This is a genomic window from Arthrobacter sp. SLBN-112 (assembly GCF_006715225.1).
In the GTDB taxonomy this organism is placed as follows: Bacteria; Actinomycetota; Actinomycetes; order Actinomycetales; family Micrococcaceae; genus Arthrobacter.
In genome coordinates, this window is the sequence record NZ_VFMU01000001.1 from 3584362 (window position 1) to 3598615 (window position 14254).

At 66.8% G+C, this 14254-nt stretch carries 9 protein-coding genes and 1 riboswitch; of the genes, 2 read left to right on the forward strand and 7 right to left on the reverse strand.

What is annotated here, in order from left to right; translation table 11 throughout:
- Positions 1-78: 78 nt before the first annotated feature.
- Together thiD and FBY33_RS16490 are read right to left on the reverse strand one after the other, a co-directional pair.
- Positions 79-1599 (reverse strand): bifunctional hydroxymethylpyrimidine kinase/phosphomethylpyrimidine kinase, encoded by a 1521-nt coding sequence (gene thiD, locus FBY33_RS16485; RefSeq protein ID WP_142032967.1) that lies wholly within the window; start codon positions 1597-1599, stop codon positions 79-81.
- A 7-nt stretch (positions 1600-1606) separates the two neighbouring features.
- A riboswitch (TPP riboswitch) is annotated at positions 1607-1704 on the reverse strand.
- A 149-nt stretch (positions 1705-1853) separates the two neighbouring features.
- On the reverse strand, positions 1854-5276 hold the full coding sequence (locus tag FBY33_RS16490; protein ID WP_142031478.1) for an Rne/Rng family ribonuclease: 3423 nt from the start codon (positions 5274-5276) through the stop codon (positions 1854-1856).
- 439 nt (positions 5277-5715) lie between these two features.
- On the opposite strand from FBY33_RS16490, the gene FBY33_RS16495 reads away from it, so the two are divergent.
- Positions 5716-6384: a vitamin K epoxide reductase family protein gene (locus FBY33_RS16495; RefSeq protein ID WP_142031479.1), complete on the forward strand. Its 669-nt coding sequence runs from the start codon at positions 5716-5718 to the stop codon at positions 6382-6384.
- A 68-nt stretch (positions 6385-6452) separates the two neighbouring features.
- Here FBY33_RS16495 and ndk read toward each other — a convergent pair whose 3' ends face one another.
- Genes ndk through ileS form a run of 4 tightly spaced genes read right to left on the reverse strand, consistent with a single transcriptional unit; the run spans position 6453 to position 12070 of the window.
- Positions 6453-6872 carry a nucleoside-diphosphate kinase gene (ndk, locus tag FBY33_RS16500; protein WP_018769466.1) on the reverse strand — a complete coding sequence of 140 codons (420 nt, stop codon included), beginning with the start codon at positions 6870-6872 and terminating at the stop codon, positions 6453-6455.
- A 51-nt stretch (positions 6873-6923) separates the two neighbouring features.
- A complete protein-coding gene (locus FBY33_RS16505) occupies positions 6924-7388 on the reverse strand; it encodes a DUF4233 domain-containing protein (RefSeq protein WP_056336835.1) in 465 nt (154 codons plus the stop codon).
- 2 nt (positions 7389-7390) lie between these two features.
- A complete protein-coding gene (locus FBY33_RS16510) occupies positions 7391-8749 on the reverse strand; it encodes a bifunctional folylpolyglutamate synthase/dihydrofolate synthase (protein WP_142031480.1) in 1359 nt (452 codons plus the stop codon).
- Between the two features lie 3 nt (positions 8750-8752).
- Positions 8753-12070: an isoleucine--tRNA ligase gene (gene ileS, locus FBY33_RS16515; protein ID WP_142031481.1), complete on the reverse strand. Its 3318-nt coding sequence runs from the start codon at positions 12068-12070 to the stop codon at positions 8753-8755.
- A gap of 395 nt (positions 12071-12465) precedes the next feature.
- Between ileS and FBY33_RS16520 the strand changes: the two genes are divergently transcribed.
- Complete coding sequence (locus FBY33_RS16520) at positions 12466-13473, forward strand: endonuclease/exonuclease/phosphatase family protein (RefSeq protein WP_142031482.1); 1008 nt, start codon at positions 12466-12468, stop codon at positions 13471-13473.
- A 15-nt stretch (positions 13474-13488) separates the two neighbouring features.
- On the opposite strand, the gene FBY33_RS16525 is transcribed toward FBY33_RS16520, so the two are convergent.
- On the reverse strand, positions 13489-14247 hold the full coding sequence (locus FBY33_RS16525) for an SDR family oxidoreductase (protein ID WP_142031483.1): 759 nt from the start codon (positions 14245-14247) through the stop codon (positions 13489-13491).
- Positions 14248-14254 lie beyond the last annotated feature (7 nt).

Consider the following 14254-nt stretch of genomic DNA (forward strand, 5'->3'; position numbering starts at 1 on the left):
CTGTGATAGGTACCACAGCTCAGGCCCGGCGTCCGCACCATGCCCCACCATAGTACCGGGACACCCGCCGGCCCTGGTTCAGGAGTGCAGGCGCGGCGCGTCGAAGAAGTCCACTTCGAGCCGGCAGGACTGCTTGAACGCCGTCACCATCGCGGCCTTCTCATGGTCGGAAGCCTGCCGTCCGGCCGCATCCACGATAGCGATGGCCTGGCGCGTGGCTTCGGCAAAGGCTTCATCTGCGTAGGTGCGGAGCCAGTCCGCGTAGGCGTGCCCGTCCGGTTCGCCGGAAGCAAGGAACCGGGCGTGCAGCGTGGCGCCGACCTCTGCGTAGAGCCAGAAACAGGGCAGGACGGCGGCGGCGAGGACCGCGTAGCTGCCCGACGCCGACGCTGCGGTGAGATGGTCCACGTAGGACTTGGTGACGGGGCCCAGCCCGTTCGGGGCCGGGCGGGTGCTGAGCCACGAGCGGTGAAGTTCCGATTCCACCTCAAGGCACTGCTGCGCGGACCGCGCCCAGAACAGCTGCTCGGCCTCCGAGGGAGCAAGGGCACTGGCCCGTGCCAGCACGCGGGAATAGCCATTCAGGTAAAGGGCATCCTGCGCCAGGTAATAGGCAAAGTCCTTCTCGGAAAGATCGCCCGAGGCCAGTCCGCCGATGAAGTCCAGCGCGTAGATGTCGTCGAGGTCCCGCCGGGCTTCGGCCCACAGCCGGGCAGCGAAGCTGCCTTCCGCCAGGACCGGCCGCACGTGGTGGAAGTGGTGCACGGGTCCGTTCCCCTGGCCCACCTCCAGCTGGCCGGAGTTCTCAAGTGCGCCGGCCAGCCAGGGCTTCACGGTCCGCAGCGAGGCCTCCCAGTCGCCCAAGCGGGCCTGCACTGTTGCCATGGCGGAGGACAGGGAACATCCGGTGCCGTGGCTGTTGCGCGTCGAAATGCGCTTCCCCTGCACTTCCACCACCTCCTGTCCGAGGAGGCCCGCGGTGTTCACCAGCGCGTCCGGGCAGTCCAGGCCTGCCAGGTGGCCGCCCTTGACCAGCACGGTGGCTCCGGTGGCATCCGCCAGCCGCCTGCCCTGGTCCAGCGCGGCATCCCAGTTTTCAGCCGGCTCCATGTCGAGCAGCAGCGCGAGCTCGGGCAGGTTGGGGGTGATGAGGTGGGCAAGCGGCAGCAGTTCCCGGAGCGTAGCTTCGGCCGATTCCTGCAGCAGCCGGTCGCCACTGGTGGCCACCATCACGGGGTCAAGGACTACGACGGCGGGACGGACCTTTTCGAGCCACTGGCGCACAGTGCGGATCACCGATTCGTCACCCAGCATGCCGATCTTGACGGCGTCGATGCTGATGTCCGCACTGACGGCGTCCAGCTGCTGGGCCAGGAACGCGGCGGGAGGGACGTGGACGGCCTGCACGCCGCGGGTGTTCTGCGCCGTGAGGGCGGTAATCGCCGCCATGCCGTATCCGCCATGGGCGGCAATGCTTTTGAGGTCCGCCTGGATCCCTGCTCCGCCGGACGGATCGGAACCGGCGATGGAGAGGACTCGCGGGACGTCACGGCCCGCGGGAACCCCGGAGGGAACAGCGGACGCGGTTGGCAGGGGCATGGAAAGGGTCGAAGACAAGAGACATCCCTTCGCCGGTACTAGCCGGACAGGTTCAACGGGTCTGGATCTCAGCCGGCCTTCTGCGCGGCACCCCGTGTCGCTGTCCAGCGTAGCTGCTGGGGCCCACTCGGCGGAAAGGTGACAGCACCTGCTCATGCAGGAAGTCCCCGCCTTGTGGTCCATTCCCCCGGGGATTCTGAGGGGAATGGACTACATGGCGGGGACTTCCTTGGTGGCGTTGGTCCCGCCCTGGCTTAGAGCTCAGAGGCCGGGACCCCGACACCGAGGATGATGGGTTCGTTTGCCGTCTTGGCGGTGTCCTGTGCCTTGGCGGTGTCGGGCGCCTTGGCTGCGTGTGAATGCCCTGCACCCGTCGACTGGACGTTCTCGTGGTGCTGGACAGCTGTCTCGTTGGCTGCGCCCTGGGCACGGCTGGCAGCGCGGTGGCGCCGCGGCCTGCGTTGCCGGGACTGCTCCAGGGTGTGGTCGGAGTAGTCCTTTTCCGCCGGCGCTTCCGCGGTGGCGCGGGTTGCGGCTCCCCCGCCGGTCTGCTGTTGGGGCACTGCCGGTTCGGCTGCCTTCACCGATTCTGCGGCTTTGGCGGGCGCATCCTCCATGGGGGAAGCCTGCTTGCCGAGGTGGGCGAACGCTTCCGCCAGCCGGTCCAGGGTGAGGGCGGGCTTGGGGTGCTGCTCCTCGGCGTGCTCCACGAACGGAAGCGGGACTTCCTCGCCGCCGAAGGTCAGGACAGCTGCGGGGCGTGCGTGGGAATCGGCGTCGTGCTTCTCCTCTGCGGGAGCCGGTGCGGGCTCGGCCTGCGGCGCCTGCCGGGTTGCCGCCACCTCATCGTCATGCAGGTGGGCGGCGTGGGCGGCAGCCGCAATGTTCGCCAGGGCAAGCCGGGTGGCCTCTGCCTTGGCGTGCCGCTCGGCGTCGGCAGGGTCCGGCTGGACGGTGTGCACGTGCACGGCAGCTGCCGGGGCAATGTCCGGCTGCTGGCCGCCGCGGCCGCGGCGGCGCTTCCGGTCAGGACGGACGCCGGGCTGGGTGCTGTCGGCGCGCTGGGCCTCGGCGCGGTGGTTCTCGGCGCGCGGTTCCGGGCGGTTGTCGGAACGCTGCACGTGGTGCTCAGCGGCGACAATAGTGGCCCGGCGGTGTTCCACGGGGTCATCGTGGGTGACCACGCCGCGGCCGGCGCAGGCCTCGCACTGCTCACCGAAGACTTCGAGGAGGCCGGTGCCCATCCGCTTGCGGGTCATCTGGACCAGTCCGAGTGACGTGACTTCGGCAACCTGGTGCTTGGTGCGGTCCCGGCCCAGGCACTCCACCATCCGGCGCAGGACAAGATCGCGGTTCGATTCGAGGACCATGTCGATGAAGTCGATGACGATGATGCCGCCGATGTCGCGGAGGCGGAGCTGCCGCACTACTTCCTCTGCGGCTTCCAGGTTGTTCTTGGTGACTGTTTCTTCGAGGTTGCCGCCGCTGCCGGTGAACTTGCCGGTGTTGACGTCCACCACGGTCATGGCTTCGGTGCGGTCAATCACCAGGGAGCCGCCGGACGGCAGGAAGACCTTCCGCTCCAGGGCCTTGTGGATCTGTTCGTCGATCCGCCAGGCGCTGAAGATGTCCTGGTCCTTGGTCCACTTTTCGAGCCGGCCCACCAGGTCCGGGGCCACGTAGGTGACGTAGGCCTCGATGGTGTCCCAGGCCTCCTCGCCGGAAACGATCAGCTTGGAGAAATCCTCATTGAAGACGTCGCGGACCACCTTGATGGTCAGGTCAGGTTCGCCGTAGAGCAGCTCCGGGGCGAGGATCTTGGTCGACTTCGACTGGCTTTCGATGCCCTCCCACTGGGCACGCAGCCGGTTGATGTCATGCGTCAGCTCTTCCTCGGAAGCGCCTTCCGCGGCGGTGCGGACAATCACGCCCGCCTGCTCCGGGAGGCGGTCCTTGAGGATCCGCTTGAGGCGGTTGCGTTCGACGTCGGGCAGTTTCCGTGAAATGCCGGTCATGGAGCCGCCGGGAACGAACACGAGGTAGCGGCCGGGCAGCGAGATCTGGCTGGTCAGGCGCGCGCCCTTGTGTCCCACCGGGTCCTTTGTCACCTGGACCAGGACGGTGTCGCCGGACTTGAGCGCGTTCTCGATGCGGCGCTGCTTGCCCTCCAGGTTGACGGCCTCCCAGTTCACCTCGCCGGCGTAGAGCACGGCGTTGCGGCCGCGCCCGATGTCCACGAAGGCAGCTTCCATGGACGGCAGGACGTTCTGGACCTTGCCCAGGTAGACGTTGCCGATCAGGGAGTCCTGCTGGGTCTTGGACACGAAGTGCTCGGCCAGGACACCGTCTTCGAGGACAGCGATCTGGATTCTGTCGTCGCGCTGGCGGACGATCATTTGCCGGTCCACGGATTCCCGGCGCGCCAGGAATTCAGCTTCGGTGATCACGGTGCGGCGGCGGCCGGTATCGCGTGACTCGCGGCGGCGCTGCTTCTTGGCTTCCAGGCGGGTGGAGCCCTTGACACTGGTGACGCGGTTGTTCACGGGCGCTTCGCTGACCGCACGGGGCGCACGGACCCTCGTCACCGTGTTGGGCGGGTCGTCATCCCCGCCGCCGGTGAGTTCAAGGTCCTGGTCCCCGCGGCGGCGGCGGCGACGGCGGCGGGACGTGACACCGTCCTCCAGCTGCACGGCGTTGTCCTCGTCGGCGTCGTCCTCGGCGTCAGCCTCGGCGCTGCCGCCCTCGATGTCCTGGTCGGCACTGTCGCCGATGCGGCTGCGGCCCCTGCGGCCCCGGCTGCGGCGCCGGCGGCGGCCGGAGGAATCGTCGCCGTCTTCGGTTTCTTCCTCTTCAGGCTCCTCGACGGCGGGCGCTGCGGGACGGACCACGGTGCTGAGGTCCGGCGCCTGGAAGAGCACGGACGTGGGCGATGCAGGTTCCAGGAAAAGGGAACCAAAGGGGCTGGCAGCCGCGGCGGGTGCGGACTCGCCCTTGTCCCGGGCCGGGGTTTCCTTGGCAGGCTCGCGGGTGCCGGAAGCTTCCGGGGCCGGCGCCACAGCGGGCTCCTGGGTCTGCCCGGGGGCGGCAACAGCTTCCTGCCCGGCGACCTGCTCCTGCACTGCAACGTCTTCCTGCATTGCAGCCTCTTCCGGCGCGGCAACCTGGGCTGCGGCTTCCGGAGCCACTGATTCTGTACCTGCAGCGTCCACTGCCCCGTTTTCGGGGACAGTCGCGGCGGCGGGGGAGGCAGCCTTGCGGGTGGCTACCCGACGGCGGCGAACGGGCTTGGTTTCGGCGTCTGCCGTGGCGGCAGTGGCCGGGACTGCGGCGGGGCTTTCACCGGTTACGGCCGGTTCCACTGCCGCAGTGTCGGGTGCCGGGGCGCCGGCGGGTGCTGCCGCTTCTGCTTCATCAGCGAAGGCCGGCAAGGGTTCGGCGGTGTCCGCTTTCCTCCGGGCGCGTGTGCGGCGCGCCGGCGCCGTGGGCGCTGCGACTTCCTCCGCCGGCGAGTCGCCGCTTGCTTCGGGGGCAGCGGCCTCCGGCGCCGTGGCCACTGCCTCCGTCACCGCGTCGTCGGTCCTTGGAACCGCTTTGCGCCGGGTGCGTACGGCCCTCTTGGGTGCGGCAGCGGCAGCCGCTGCATCTTCGTTAACGGCCAGTTCCTGATCATTGTCCATATGTGGCAGCACTCCTGCCCCTGACGTACCGCCACATCCGGCACCCATTGGGGCACATATTGTCAAAACCCGCAGGCGTTGACAGAAGTCAAATGGATACTCCCAGGTTCGCACCGTCAGTGGGGTGCGGCAGCCCGTGGGAGCCGGTGGATGTTCTGAAAAACCCGTTGTTCTGCGTGCCACAACCAGGTGCCGCCCAATGGAGTGGCGGGAGTGCCGGAAGAATCCGAAGCCTGCCCTGCCCATCATTGGCGGTCTTGGGAACATACCACCGGACCGGAGTCCGAATGTGGATCGGCTTCCAGCCACGTTCATTCTCTCACATCCGGACCGGATCGCCGCGGAAGCAGGGGTTGCTGATCTTGTTGCTGTGTGGTGGCTCCAGCCTGCGGCGTTACAATCAGGCACAGGAGCACCGGACGAAAAGGACGCCACACCCATGCCCAGCATCTCCCCCGTCAGCGCCCACGAGCAGGAAAGGGCCACAAACTCGCAGACCACTGCTGCCGCAGGCGTTCCGCGGATGGTCCGGAACCGGCCCTTCGGCTGGCTTTTGGTCATCACCGGAATCGTGGGCTGGCTGGCCTCCGGAACCCTGGTCCTGGAAAAGCTCGAAGTGCTCAAGGACCCCAACCACACCACAGTATGTGACGTGAACCCCTGGATCTCCTGTGGCCAGGTCATGCAGACATGGCAGAGTTCCCTGTTCGGTTTCCCCAACATGTTTATAGGCATAGTCGCCTTCGCCATCACCATCACCGTGGGCATGGCCTTGCTGTCAGGTGCCACCTTCGCCCGGTGGTACTGGGTGGGGCTGCAGGTGGGCGTCACGCTCGGCTTCGCGTTCGTGGTGTGGCTGTGGTCGCAGGCGCTGTACTCCATCCACATCCTGTGCCCGTTCTGCATGATCGTCTGGGCGGCCATGATTCCGCTCTTCGTGTGGACCACCATCAGGAACATCACCGCAGGGGTGATTCCGATGCCCGCAGGGGCAGCCCGGGTCCTGGGGGACTCCGGCTGGATCATCACGGCGCTGCTGTACGTGGCCGTCGTCGCCACCATCTTCTTCGCGTTCATCCAGGTCTTTGCGGGAACCTCCGGCTTCTAGACGACGCCGAATGACAGATAAGGCCAATGTTCGCGAAGAACATTGGCCTTATCTGTCATCCCGGTGGGTCAGCCCTGGAACCAGATCTTGATCTCGCGCTCGGCGGAGTCGGTGGAATCGGAGCCGTGCACCAGGTTCTGCTGGACCTTCAGGCCCCAGTCCCGGCCGAAGTCGCCGCGGATGGTGCCCGGTGCCGCCGTCGTGGGGTCCGTGGTACCGGCCAGTGACCGGAAGCCTTCAATCACGCGATGGCCTTCGAAGATGGCCGCCACAACGGGACCGCTGAGCATGAACTCCACCAGCGGCTCGTAGAACGGCTTGCCCACGTGCTCCTCGTAGTGCTGCTCCAGCAGCTCACGGGTGGCGTCAACCTTCTTCAGTTCAACAAGGCTGTAGCCCTTGGCTTCGATCCGGGCCAGGATGGCGCCGGTCAGGTTACGGGCGACGCCGTCGGGCTTGATCAGGACGAGGGTGCGCTCTGTAGTCACAACTGCTCCAATGCGTTGGTGGGGTTTCGGGATAAGTCTAGGGGGATGGGGTTAAGGGGATTGCGGCTGGGCGGGACCAGCGGCCCCGTCCGGATGGGCGGCTTCCCATTCTGCCTGTTCGCGGGCGCGCTGCGCGGCCTCCCGGTCCAGCCGGATGCCGGTCCGGATTCCGTACCACCACGCCACCGCGAAGAGCGCGCCTACCAGGAACATGGCGGGCTCGAAGATGCCGGTGAGGATCAGGACCAGTTGCAGGATCCATCCCAGGCCGATCCCCCAGGGCTTGTTGAGGACCGCGCAGGCGAAGATCATGACCACGCTGAGGGCAATGCCCACGCCCAGGATCAGGGCCGGCGGGAACTCTCCGCGGCGCAGGCCGAACACCACCAGGGTGGCGAAGAACATGACGAACGCTTCCAGGAGCAGCACGGTGGAGGCGAACATCACCTTGGTGGACCGGCGCTTCTTTGGCATGCCGGGTCGCCACTCGCGCTGCGCTTTGGTCAGCCTGGCCACGGTCACGCCTCCGTTTTTCCGAGCAGGATCCGCGCCTCTGCCACCAGGGTGATGGAACCCGTGACCAGGACGCCGCCGGAAAGGTCGTCATTGGCTTCGGCACGTTCCACGGCCCATTCGAGCGCATCATCCAGCTTTTCGGCGACATGCACGTTGTCCTCACCGAATCCCAGGTCGATCGCCAGCTCGGCAAGCTCCGCAGCCGGAACCGCCCGCGGAGAGTTGGACTGGGTGAAGCAGTACTCCACCGCCATTTCCCCCAGCGATTCCCTGATTTCACGCAGGATCTCCTCGGCGTCCTTCTCCTTGAGGACACCAACCACCGGAACCAGCCTGGTGAAGGTGAATGCTTCCTGCAGTGCCGCGGCTGAGGCCTTGATGCCGTCGGGATTGTGGGCCGCGTCCACGATGATGGTGGGTGCGGTCCGGACCACCTCCAGGCGGCCGGGCGACGTTACCTCCGCGAAGCCTTCCTGCAGCACTTCGAGGTCGAGTTCCTTCTCACCGCCGAAGAACGCCTCCAAAGCGGCCACCGCCACGGCAGCGTTTTGCGCCTGGTGCGCGCCGTGCAGCGGCACCATGAGGTCCGGGTAGCGGCCGGCGATGCCCTGGATGGTCACCACCTGCCCTCCAACAGCCACCGTCCGCGACTCGACGCCGAACTCCACGCCCTCGAAGCGGAACGGAACGCCCACCTCCTTGGCCTTCTCCAGCAGCACCTGGGCCGCATCGAGGGGCTGGGCAGCGCTGATGAGGTAGCCGCCGGGCTTGATGATGCCGGCCTTTTCGTGGGCGATGTCCCCGGTGGTGTCCCCCAGGAGGTCGGTGTGGTCCAGCGAGATCGGCGTGACTACCGACACCTGACCGTCCCCCACATTGGTGGCGTCGGTGATGCCGCCCAAACCCACCTCGATGATGGCCACGTTGACGGGCTGGTCAGCGAAGATGGCGAAGCCCAGGATGGTGAGGCACTCGAAGTAGGTCAGGCGCGGCTGCCCCTCGGCTTCGAGCTCGGAATCCACGATCTGCAGGTAGGGCCTGATCTCGTCCCAGATCCTGACGAACGTCTCGTCGGATACCGGATGGCCGTCAATGCTGATCCGCTCCGTGACCTTGGACAGGTGCGGGCTGGTATAGCGTCCGGTGCTCAGGCCGTGGGCGCGGAGCACCGATTCGATCATCCGGGACGTGGACGTCTTGCCGTTGGTTCCGGTCACGTGGATGATCGGGAAGGCCTTGTTGGGCTCACCCAGCACGTCCATGGCGCGGAACAACGGCGCCAGGCGGGGCTCCATCTTGTTTTCCGGCGCCCGTCCCAGCAGTTCGGCGTAGACGCTCTCCACGGAAAATTCGTCACTCATGTCCTAGGCCTCCACTTTTTCAACCGCGACGGCGGGTTCGGACACTGTGCCCGGTTCTGCGGTGAGGTCAACGGTGAGGGTCTCGCCCTTGACCAGTTCGGCGTTGGCCAGCAGCGCATCCACCACGTTCTGCGGTGCGGTGACCGTGGTGCGGATCCGGTCGCTGACGTTGAGCCCGGCGTCCTTGCGGGCCTGCTGGATGGCGCGGACCATGTCGCGTGCCAGCCCTTCGGCCTCAAGTTCGGGGGTGACTTCCGTGTTCAGGACGACGAATCCGCCGCCGGGCAGTACGGCAACAGCTGCCGAAGCGCCCTCGGACTCGGCCACCACTGTCTCCAGCGTGTACTCCTGGGGTTCCAGCTGAAGGCCTCCGGAGGTGACCACGCCGTCGTCCACGGACCAGTCCCCTGACTTGGCCCCCTTGATGGCAACCTGGACGTTCTTGCCCAGGCGCGGCCCGGCAGCGCGGGCATTGACCACCAGCTTCTGCTGGATCCCGAACTCCTCCGGAGAAGCGGTGGCGGCGTCCAGCAGGCGGACGGAACGGAGGTTCAGTTCATCGGCGACGACGGCTGCGAACCCCTGCAGGGCGTCCGCGCCGGGTGCCACGACAGTCAGCTCCTGCAGCGGCAGCCGGACCCGCAGGTTGGCTGCTTTGCGGAGCGAGGAACCGGTGGAGCAGATCTGCTGGACCCGGTCCATGGCTTCCACCAGGGACGGATTCGCGGGGAAGAGGTCCGCGTCCGGCCAGTCGGCAAGGTGCACGGACCGGTCACCGGTCAGGCCGCGCCAGATTTCCTCCGAGACCAGCGGCAGCAGCGATGCCGCCGCACGGGTGACGGTCTCCAGCGCGGTGAACAGTGCGTCGAAGGCATCCTGGTCCTCGTCGAAGAACCGCTGGCGGCTGCGGCGGACGTACCAGTTGGTGAGCATGTCCAGGTAGCTGCGCAGGGAGTCGCAGGCGCCGGAGATGTCATAGGTGTCCAGCTGCGCCGTCATGTTGCGCACCAGGTCGCCGGTGTTGGCCAGCAGGTACTGGTCCAGGGTGTCCCGGTAGCCCTCGTAGCGGAGCTTTGCGTCATAGCCGGCGCCATCGTTCGCGGCGTTCGTGTACAGGGTGAAGAAGCTGTATACGTTCCAGAGCGGCAGGATGACCTGGCGCACGCCGTCGCGGATGCCCTGCTCGGTGACGATCAGGTTGCCGCCCCGGAGGATGGGGCTGGACATGAGGAACCAGCGCATGGCGTCGGAGCCGTCGCGGTCCAGGACCTCGGAGACGTCCGGGTAGTTGCGCAGGCTCTTGGACATCTTCTGGCCGTCGGACCCCAGCACGATGCCATGGCTGATGACGTTGCGGAACGCGGGCCGGTCAAACAGCGCGGTGGAAAGGATGTGCAGCATGTAGAACCAGCCGCGGGTCTGGCCGATGTACTCCACGATGAAGTCCGCCGGGTTGTGGGTGTTGAACCAGGCCTCGTTTTCGAACGGGTAGTGCACCTGGCCGTAGGGCATGGAGCCGGAGTCGAACCAGACGTCCAGCACGTCCTCCACGCGGCGCATGACGGACTGACCCTCTTCAGGGGTGCGCGGATCGTCCGGGTTGGGCCGGGTGAGTTCGTCGATGAAGGGGCGGTGGAGGTCCACTTCGCCGTCCTCGTTCAGCGGCAGCCGGCCAAAGTCCGCCTCGATCTCGGCCAGGGAGCCGTAGACGTCGGTGCGCGGGTATTCGGGGTCCGTTGACTGCCATACGGGGATGGGGCTGCCCCAGAACCGGTTGCGGCTGATGGACCAGTCGCGGGCGTTTTCCAGCCACTTGCCGAACTGGCCGTCCTTGACGTTGCCGGGGATCCAGTTGATCTCCTGGTTCAGTTCGGACATCCGGTCCTTGAACTTGGTGACCTCCACATACCAGGAGGACACCGCACGGTAGATCAACGGATTGCGGCAGCGCCAGCAGTGCGGGTAGCTGTGCTCGTAGCTGGCCTGCCGGACCAGCCGTCCCTGGGCGCGGAGCACCTGGGTGATGGGCTTGTTGGCCTCGAAGACCTGCAGGCCCACGATGTCATGGAGGTCGCCGTGCTTGAACAACGGCAGGAATTTGGCGCCTTCGTCCACGGAGAGCACCACCGGGATGCCTGCCTCTTCGCAGACTTTCTGGTCGTCTTCGCCGTAGGCCGGCGCCTGGTGGACGATGCCGGTTCCGTCGGTGGTGGTGACGTAGTCGGCCACCACGAAGCGCCAGGCGTTCTCCATGCCGTACTTCTCGTTGTCGGCGAAGTCGTCCCAAAGCCGCTGGTATTCAAGCCCTTCCAGTTCAGCACCTGTGTGGGTGGACACCACCGCAGCTTCCGCATCTTCAAAGCTGTCGTAGCCGAGGTCCTTGGCGTAGCTGCCCAGCAGGTCCGCCGCGAGCAGGAAACTGCCCGTGACGGGCGCGTCGGCCGTGGCCGCCTTGACGCCGTTGGGTCCGGCCGGCAGTACGGCGTAGGCGATGGAAGGCCCGACGGCGAGCGCGGCGTTGGTGGGCAACGTCCAGGGGGTGGTGGTCCAGGCGAGCGCCTGCACGCCGGCAAGCTCCCTGGACAGTTCCGACGCCCCGGCGAGGATGGGGAACGTGACGGTGACGGTCCGGTCCTGGCGGTTCTTGTAGACGTCGTCGTCCATGCGCAGCTCATGGTTGGACAGCGGGGTCTCGTCCTTCCAGCAGTACGGCAGCACCCGGTAGCCGTTGTACGTCAGGCCCTTGTCGTGCAGCTGCTTGAACGCCCAGAGGACCGACTCCATGTACTCAACGTTGAGGGTCTTGTAGTCGTTGTCGAAGTCCACCCAACGCGCCTGGCGGGTGACGTAGCTGCGCCATTCATCGGCGTACTTCATCACCGAGGCGCGGCAGGCGTCGTTGAATTTGTCGATGCCCATGGCCTCGATCTGCGTCTTGTCCGTCATCCCCAGCTGCTTCATGGCCTCCAGCTCGGCAGGCAGGCCGTGGGTGTCCCAGCCGAAGCGGCGCTCCACGCGCTTGCCCCGCTGGGTCTGGTAGCGGCCCACCAGGTCCTTGGCGTAGCCGGTGAGGAGATGGCCGTAGTGCGGCAGGCCGTTGGCGAAGGGCGGGCCGTCGTAAAAGACGAACTCGTTGCTTCCCGGCTCCCCGCCCGGAGCGTCCGCGCTGCGCTGGTCAATGCTGGCCTGGAAAGTGCCGTCCTGGTCCCAGTACTTCAGGATGCGCTCTTCGATCTCCGGAAACTTCACGGAGGCGGAAACACCGGCGCTGCTGCCGTTGGAAGAGGTACTGGAGGCTGAGGCCTTGGGGTAAAACGTCATTTTCGACATCCTGGGTTGAGCGTGGGTGAACTCCCGGCAGGGCCGGACGTTCCGTTCAGGATGCGAGGACGGCTGCCGTGCCGTCCGAAGACTGCACTTGACCGCGGTACCACCTCACTTACCGGCGCTGCGTGTTCCCTGGGGAACGGCCGCTGGCTCCGGCCTCTCATTACTGCTGTGACGGGCTTACCCGTCCGGTTCTACTGACACCCACCGCCCTTCATGGCGCGGCCGCGCGTTCTTCCGGAAGCTCACCGGTGATTGCCGGGTCATAGCCACTCCAGAGTCTACTATCGCCGCAGGGTCCAGTGCCATTCCAAGTGTGCGGGCGCTCCTCAGCGAACCGGGCCAGTCCGGGGCTGACGCCGCCAGGCCGCTTTGCCTAGACTCGCGTCATGACAGCTTCCGGAGGTCCCCCCGGCCGGCGGCGTGCGGCGACAGTATGCAGGTGGCTGTTCATTCCTGTTGCCCTGCCGGTGGCGGCGGTGTCAACGGTCCGGGCGGTTCCTTCCGACTGGCCTGTGCTGGGTGTCCAGCTGGTGGCCTTCATGCCGTGGCTCGCGGTGCCCGCCGCTGCTGCCCTGTTCCTGGCCTTTGCCGGGCGGAGCCGCTGGCAGCAGGTCCTGGCCGCAGTCCTGGCGGGCTGCCAGGCATTCTGGCTTTTCCCGCTGGACATCCGGGAACCTGCCGCCGAGGCCGCCGGCACGTCCGCCTCCCTGGTTGCCATGAGCATCAATGCGGAGTTGGGCGGCGCAAATGCCGGCGAGATCGTGGCGCTGGTCCGTGAGCTGCAGGTGGACCTGCTGGCGGTTGAGGAGTACACGCCTGACCTGGCGGGAAAACTGACGGCGGCGGGACTGGACGGACTGCTCCCCCACCGCGTTGCCAATGCCAGGGAGCGAGCCGGCGGCTCCGCCATCTACTCCTCATACAAGCTGACAGCAAGCGGAGTACTTCCGGATACCCGGTTCGCCATGCCGGTGGCGCGCCTTGACCTCGACGACGGCAACGGAACCAGCCTGCGGGTGGTGGCCGTCCATGCCCTGGCCCCGGCGGGGGACGGCCGCGATCAATGGCGCAGCGACCTGGCCGCAGTGGCCAGGGCAGACAACGGTTCCGGTCCCCTCTTGCTGGCGGGCGACTTCAACGCCACCTATGACCATCAGGAATTCCGTGGGCTGTTGTCCGGACAGGGCGGCAAACGTCCCCTGGTGGACGTGGCCGCTGCCCTTGGCAGCAGGCTGGTACCTACCTGGCCGATGCGTGGGTACCGGCTGCCGGGCATCACGCTGGACCACCTGGTGACCAGCCCGGACATCAGCAGTTCGGGTTACTCGGTCCACCGGGTTGGCGGTACGGACCATGCCGCCGTCGCGGCAACCCTGAACATCCAGGTCCCCTAGCCCTTCCTTGGGGACTCAGGCCTTCCTGATGAGCTTGTGAGTGGCGGCCTGCGCCACCGGCCGGATGACGATCTGGTCCAGGTTGACGTGGTGCGGAACCGTGACGGCGTAGCGGACCACGTCGGCAACGTCCTCTGCGGTCAGCGGCTTTTCAACGCCCTGGTAGACCTTGTCCGCCGCCTGCGCGTCCCCCAGGCGGTTCAGGGCGAATTCCTCGGTCTGCACCAGGCCTGGTGCCACCTCGATGACGCGGACGTTGTTCTCCACCTCTTCAAGCCGGAGCGCCTTGGTCATGGCATGCTGGGCGAACTTCGCGGCGTTGTAGCCGCCGCCGCCCTCGTATGCGTCCAGCCCGGCGGTGGAGGTGAGGTTCAGCACGGTTCCTTCGCCGGTGGCCCGCAGCATGGGCAGGAAGGCGCGGGTGAGCTTCATGGTGCCCAGGACATTGACCTGGTACATCCATTCCCAGTCAGCCGTACTGGCGTCACCAACCCTGTCGGCGCCCCGGGCGCCGCCGGCGATGTTGATGAGGGTATCGATGCCGCCGGCGCCGGTGACCTGCGCCAGGAGCCGGGACACGTCGTCGTCCTCTGCAATGTCGGCAGGAAGCGCGACGGCGCCCGTTTCGCTTTCGAGGGACGCGAGGCGTTCGGCGCGGCGTGCCACGGCGAAGACCGTCCACCCGTCAGCGCGCAGCGCGCGTACTGCCGCTTCCCCGATTCCGCTGCTCGCGCCGGTCACAAGTGCTGCCTTTTTCTGCAAGTCCTTCGTCATGGCACCA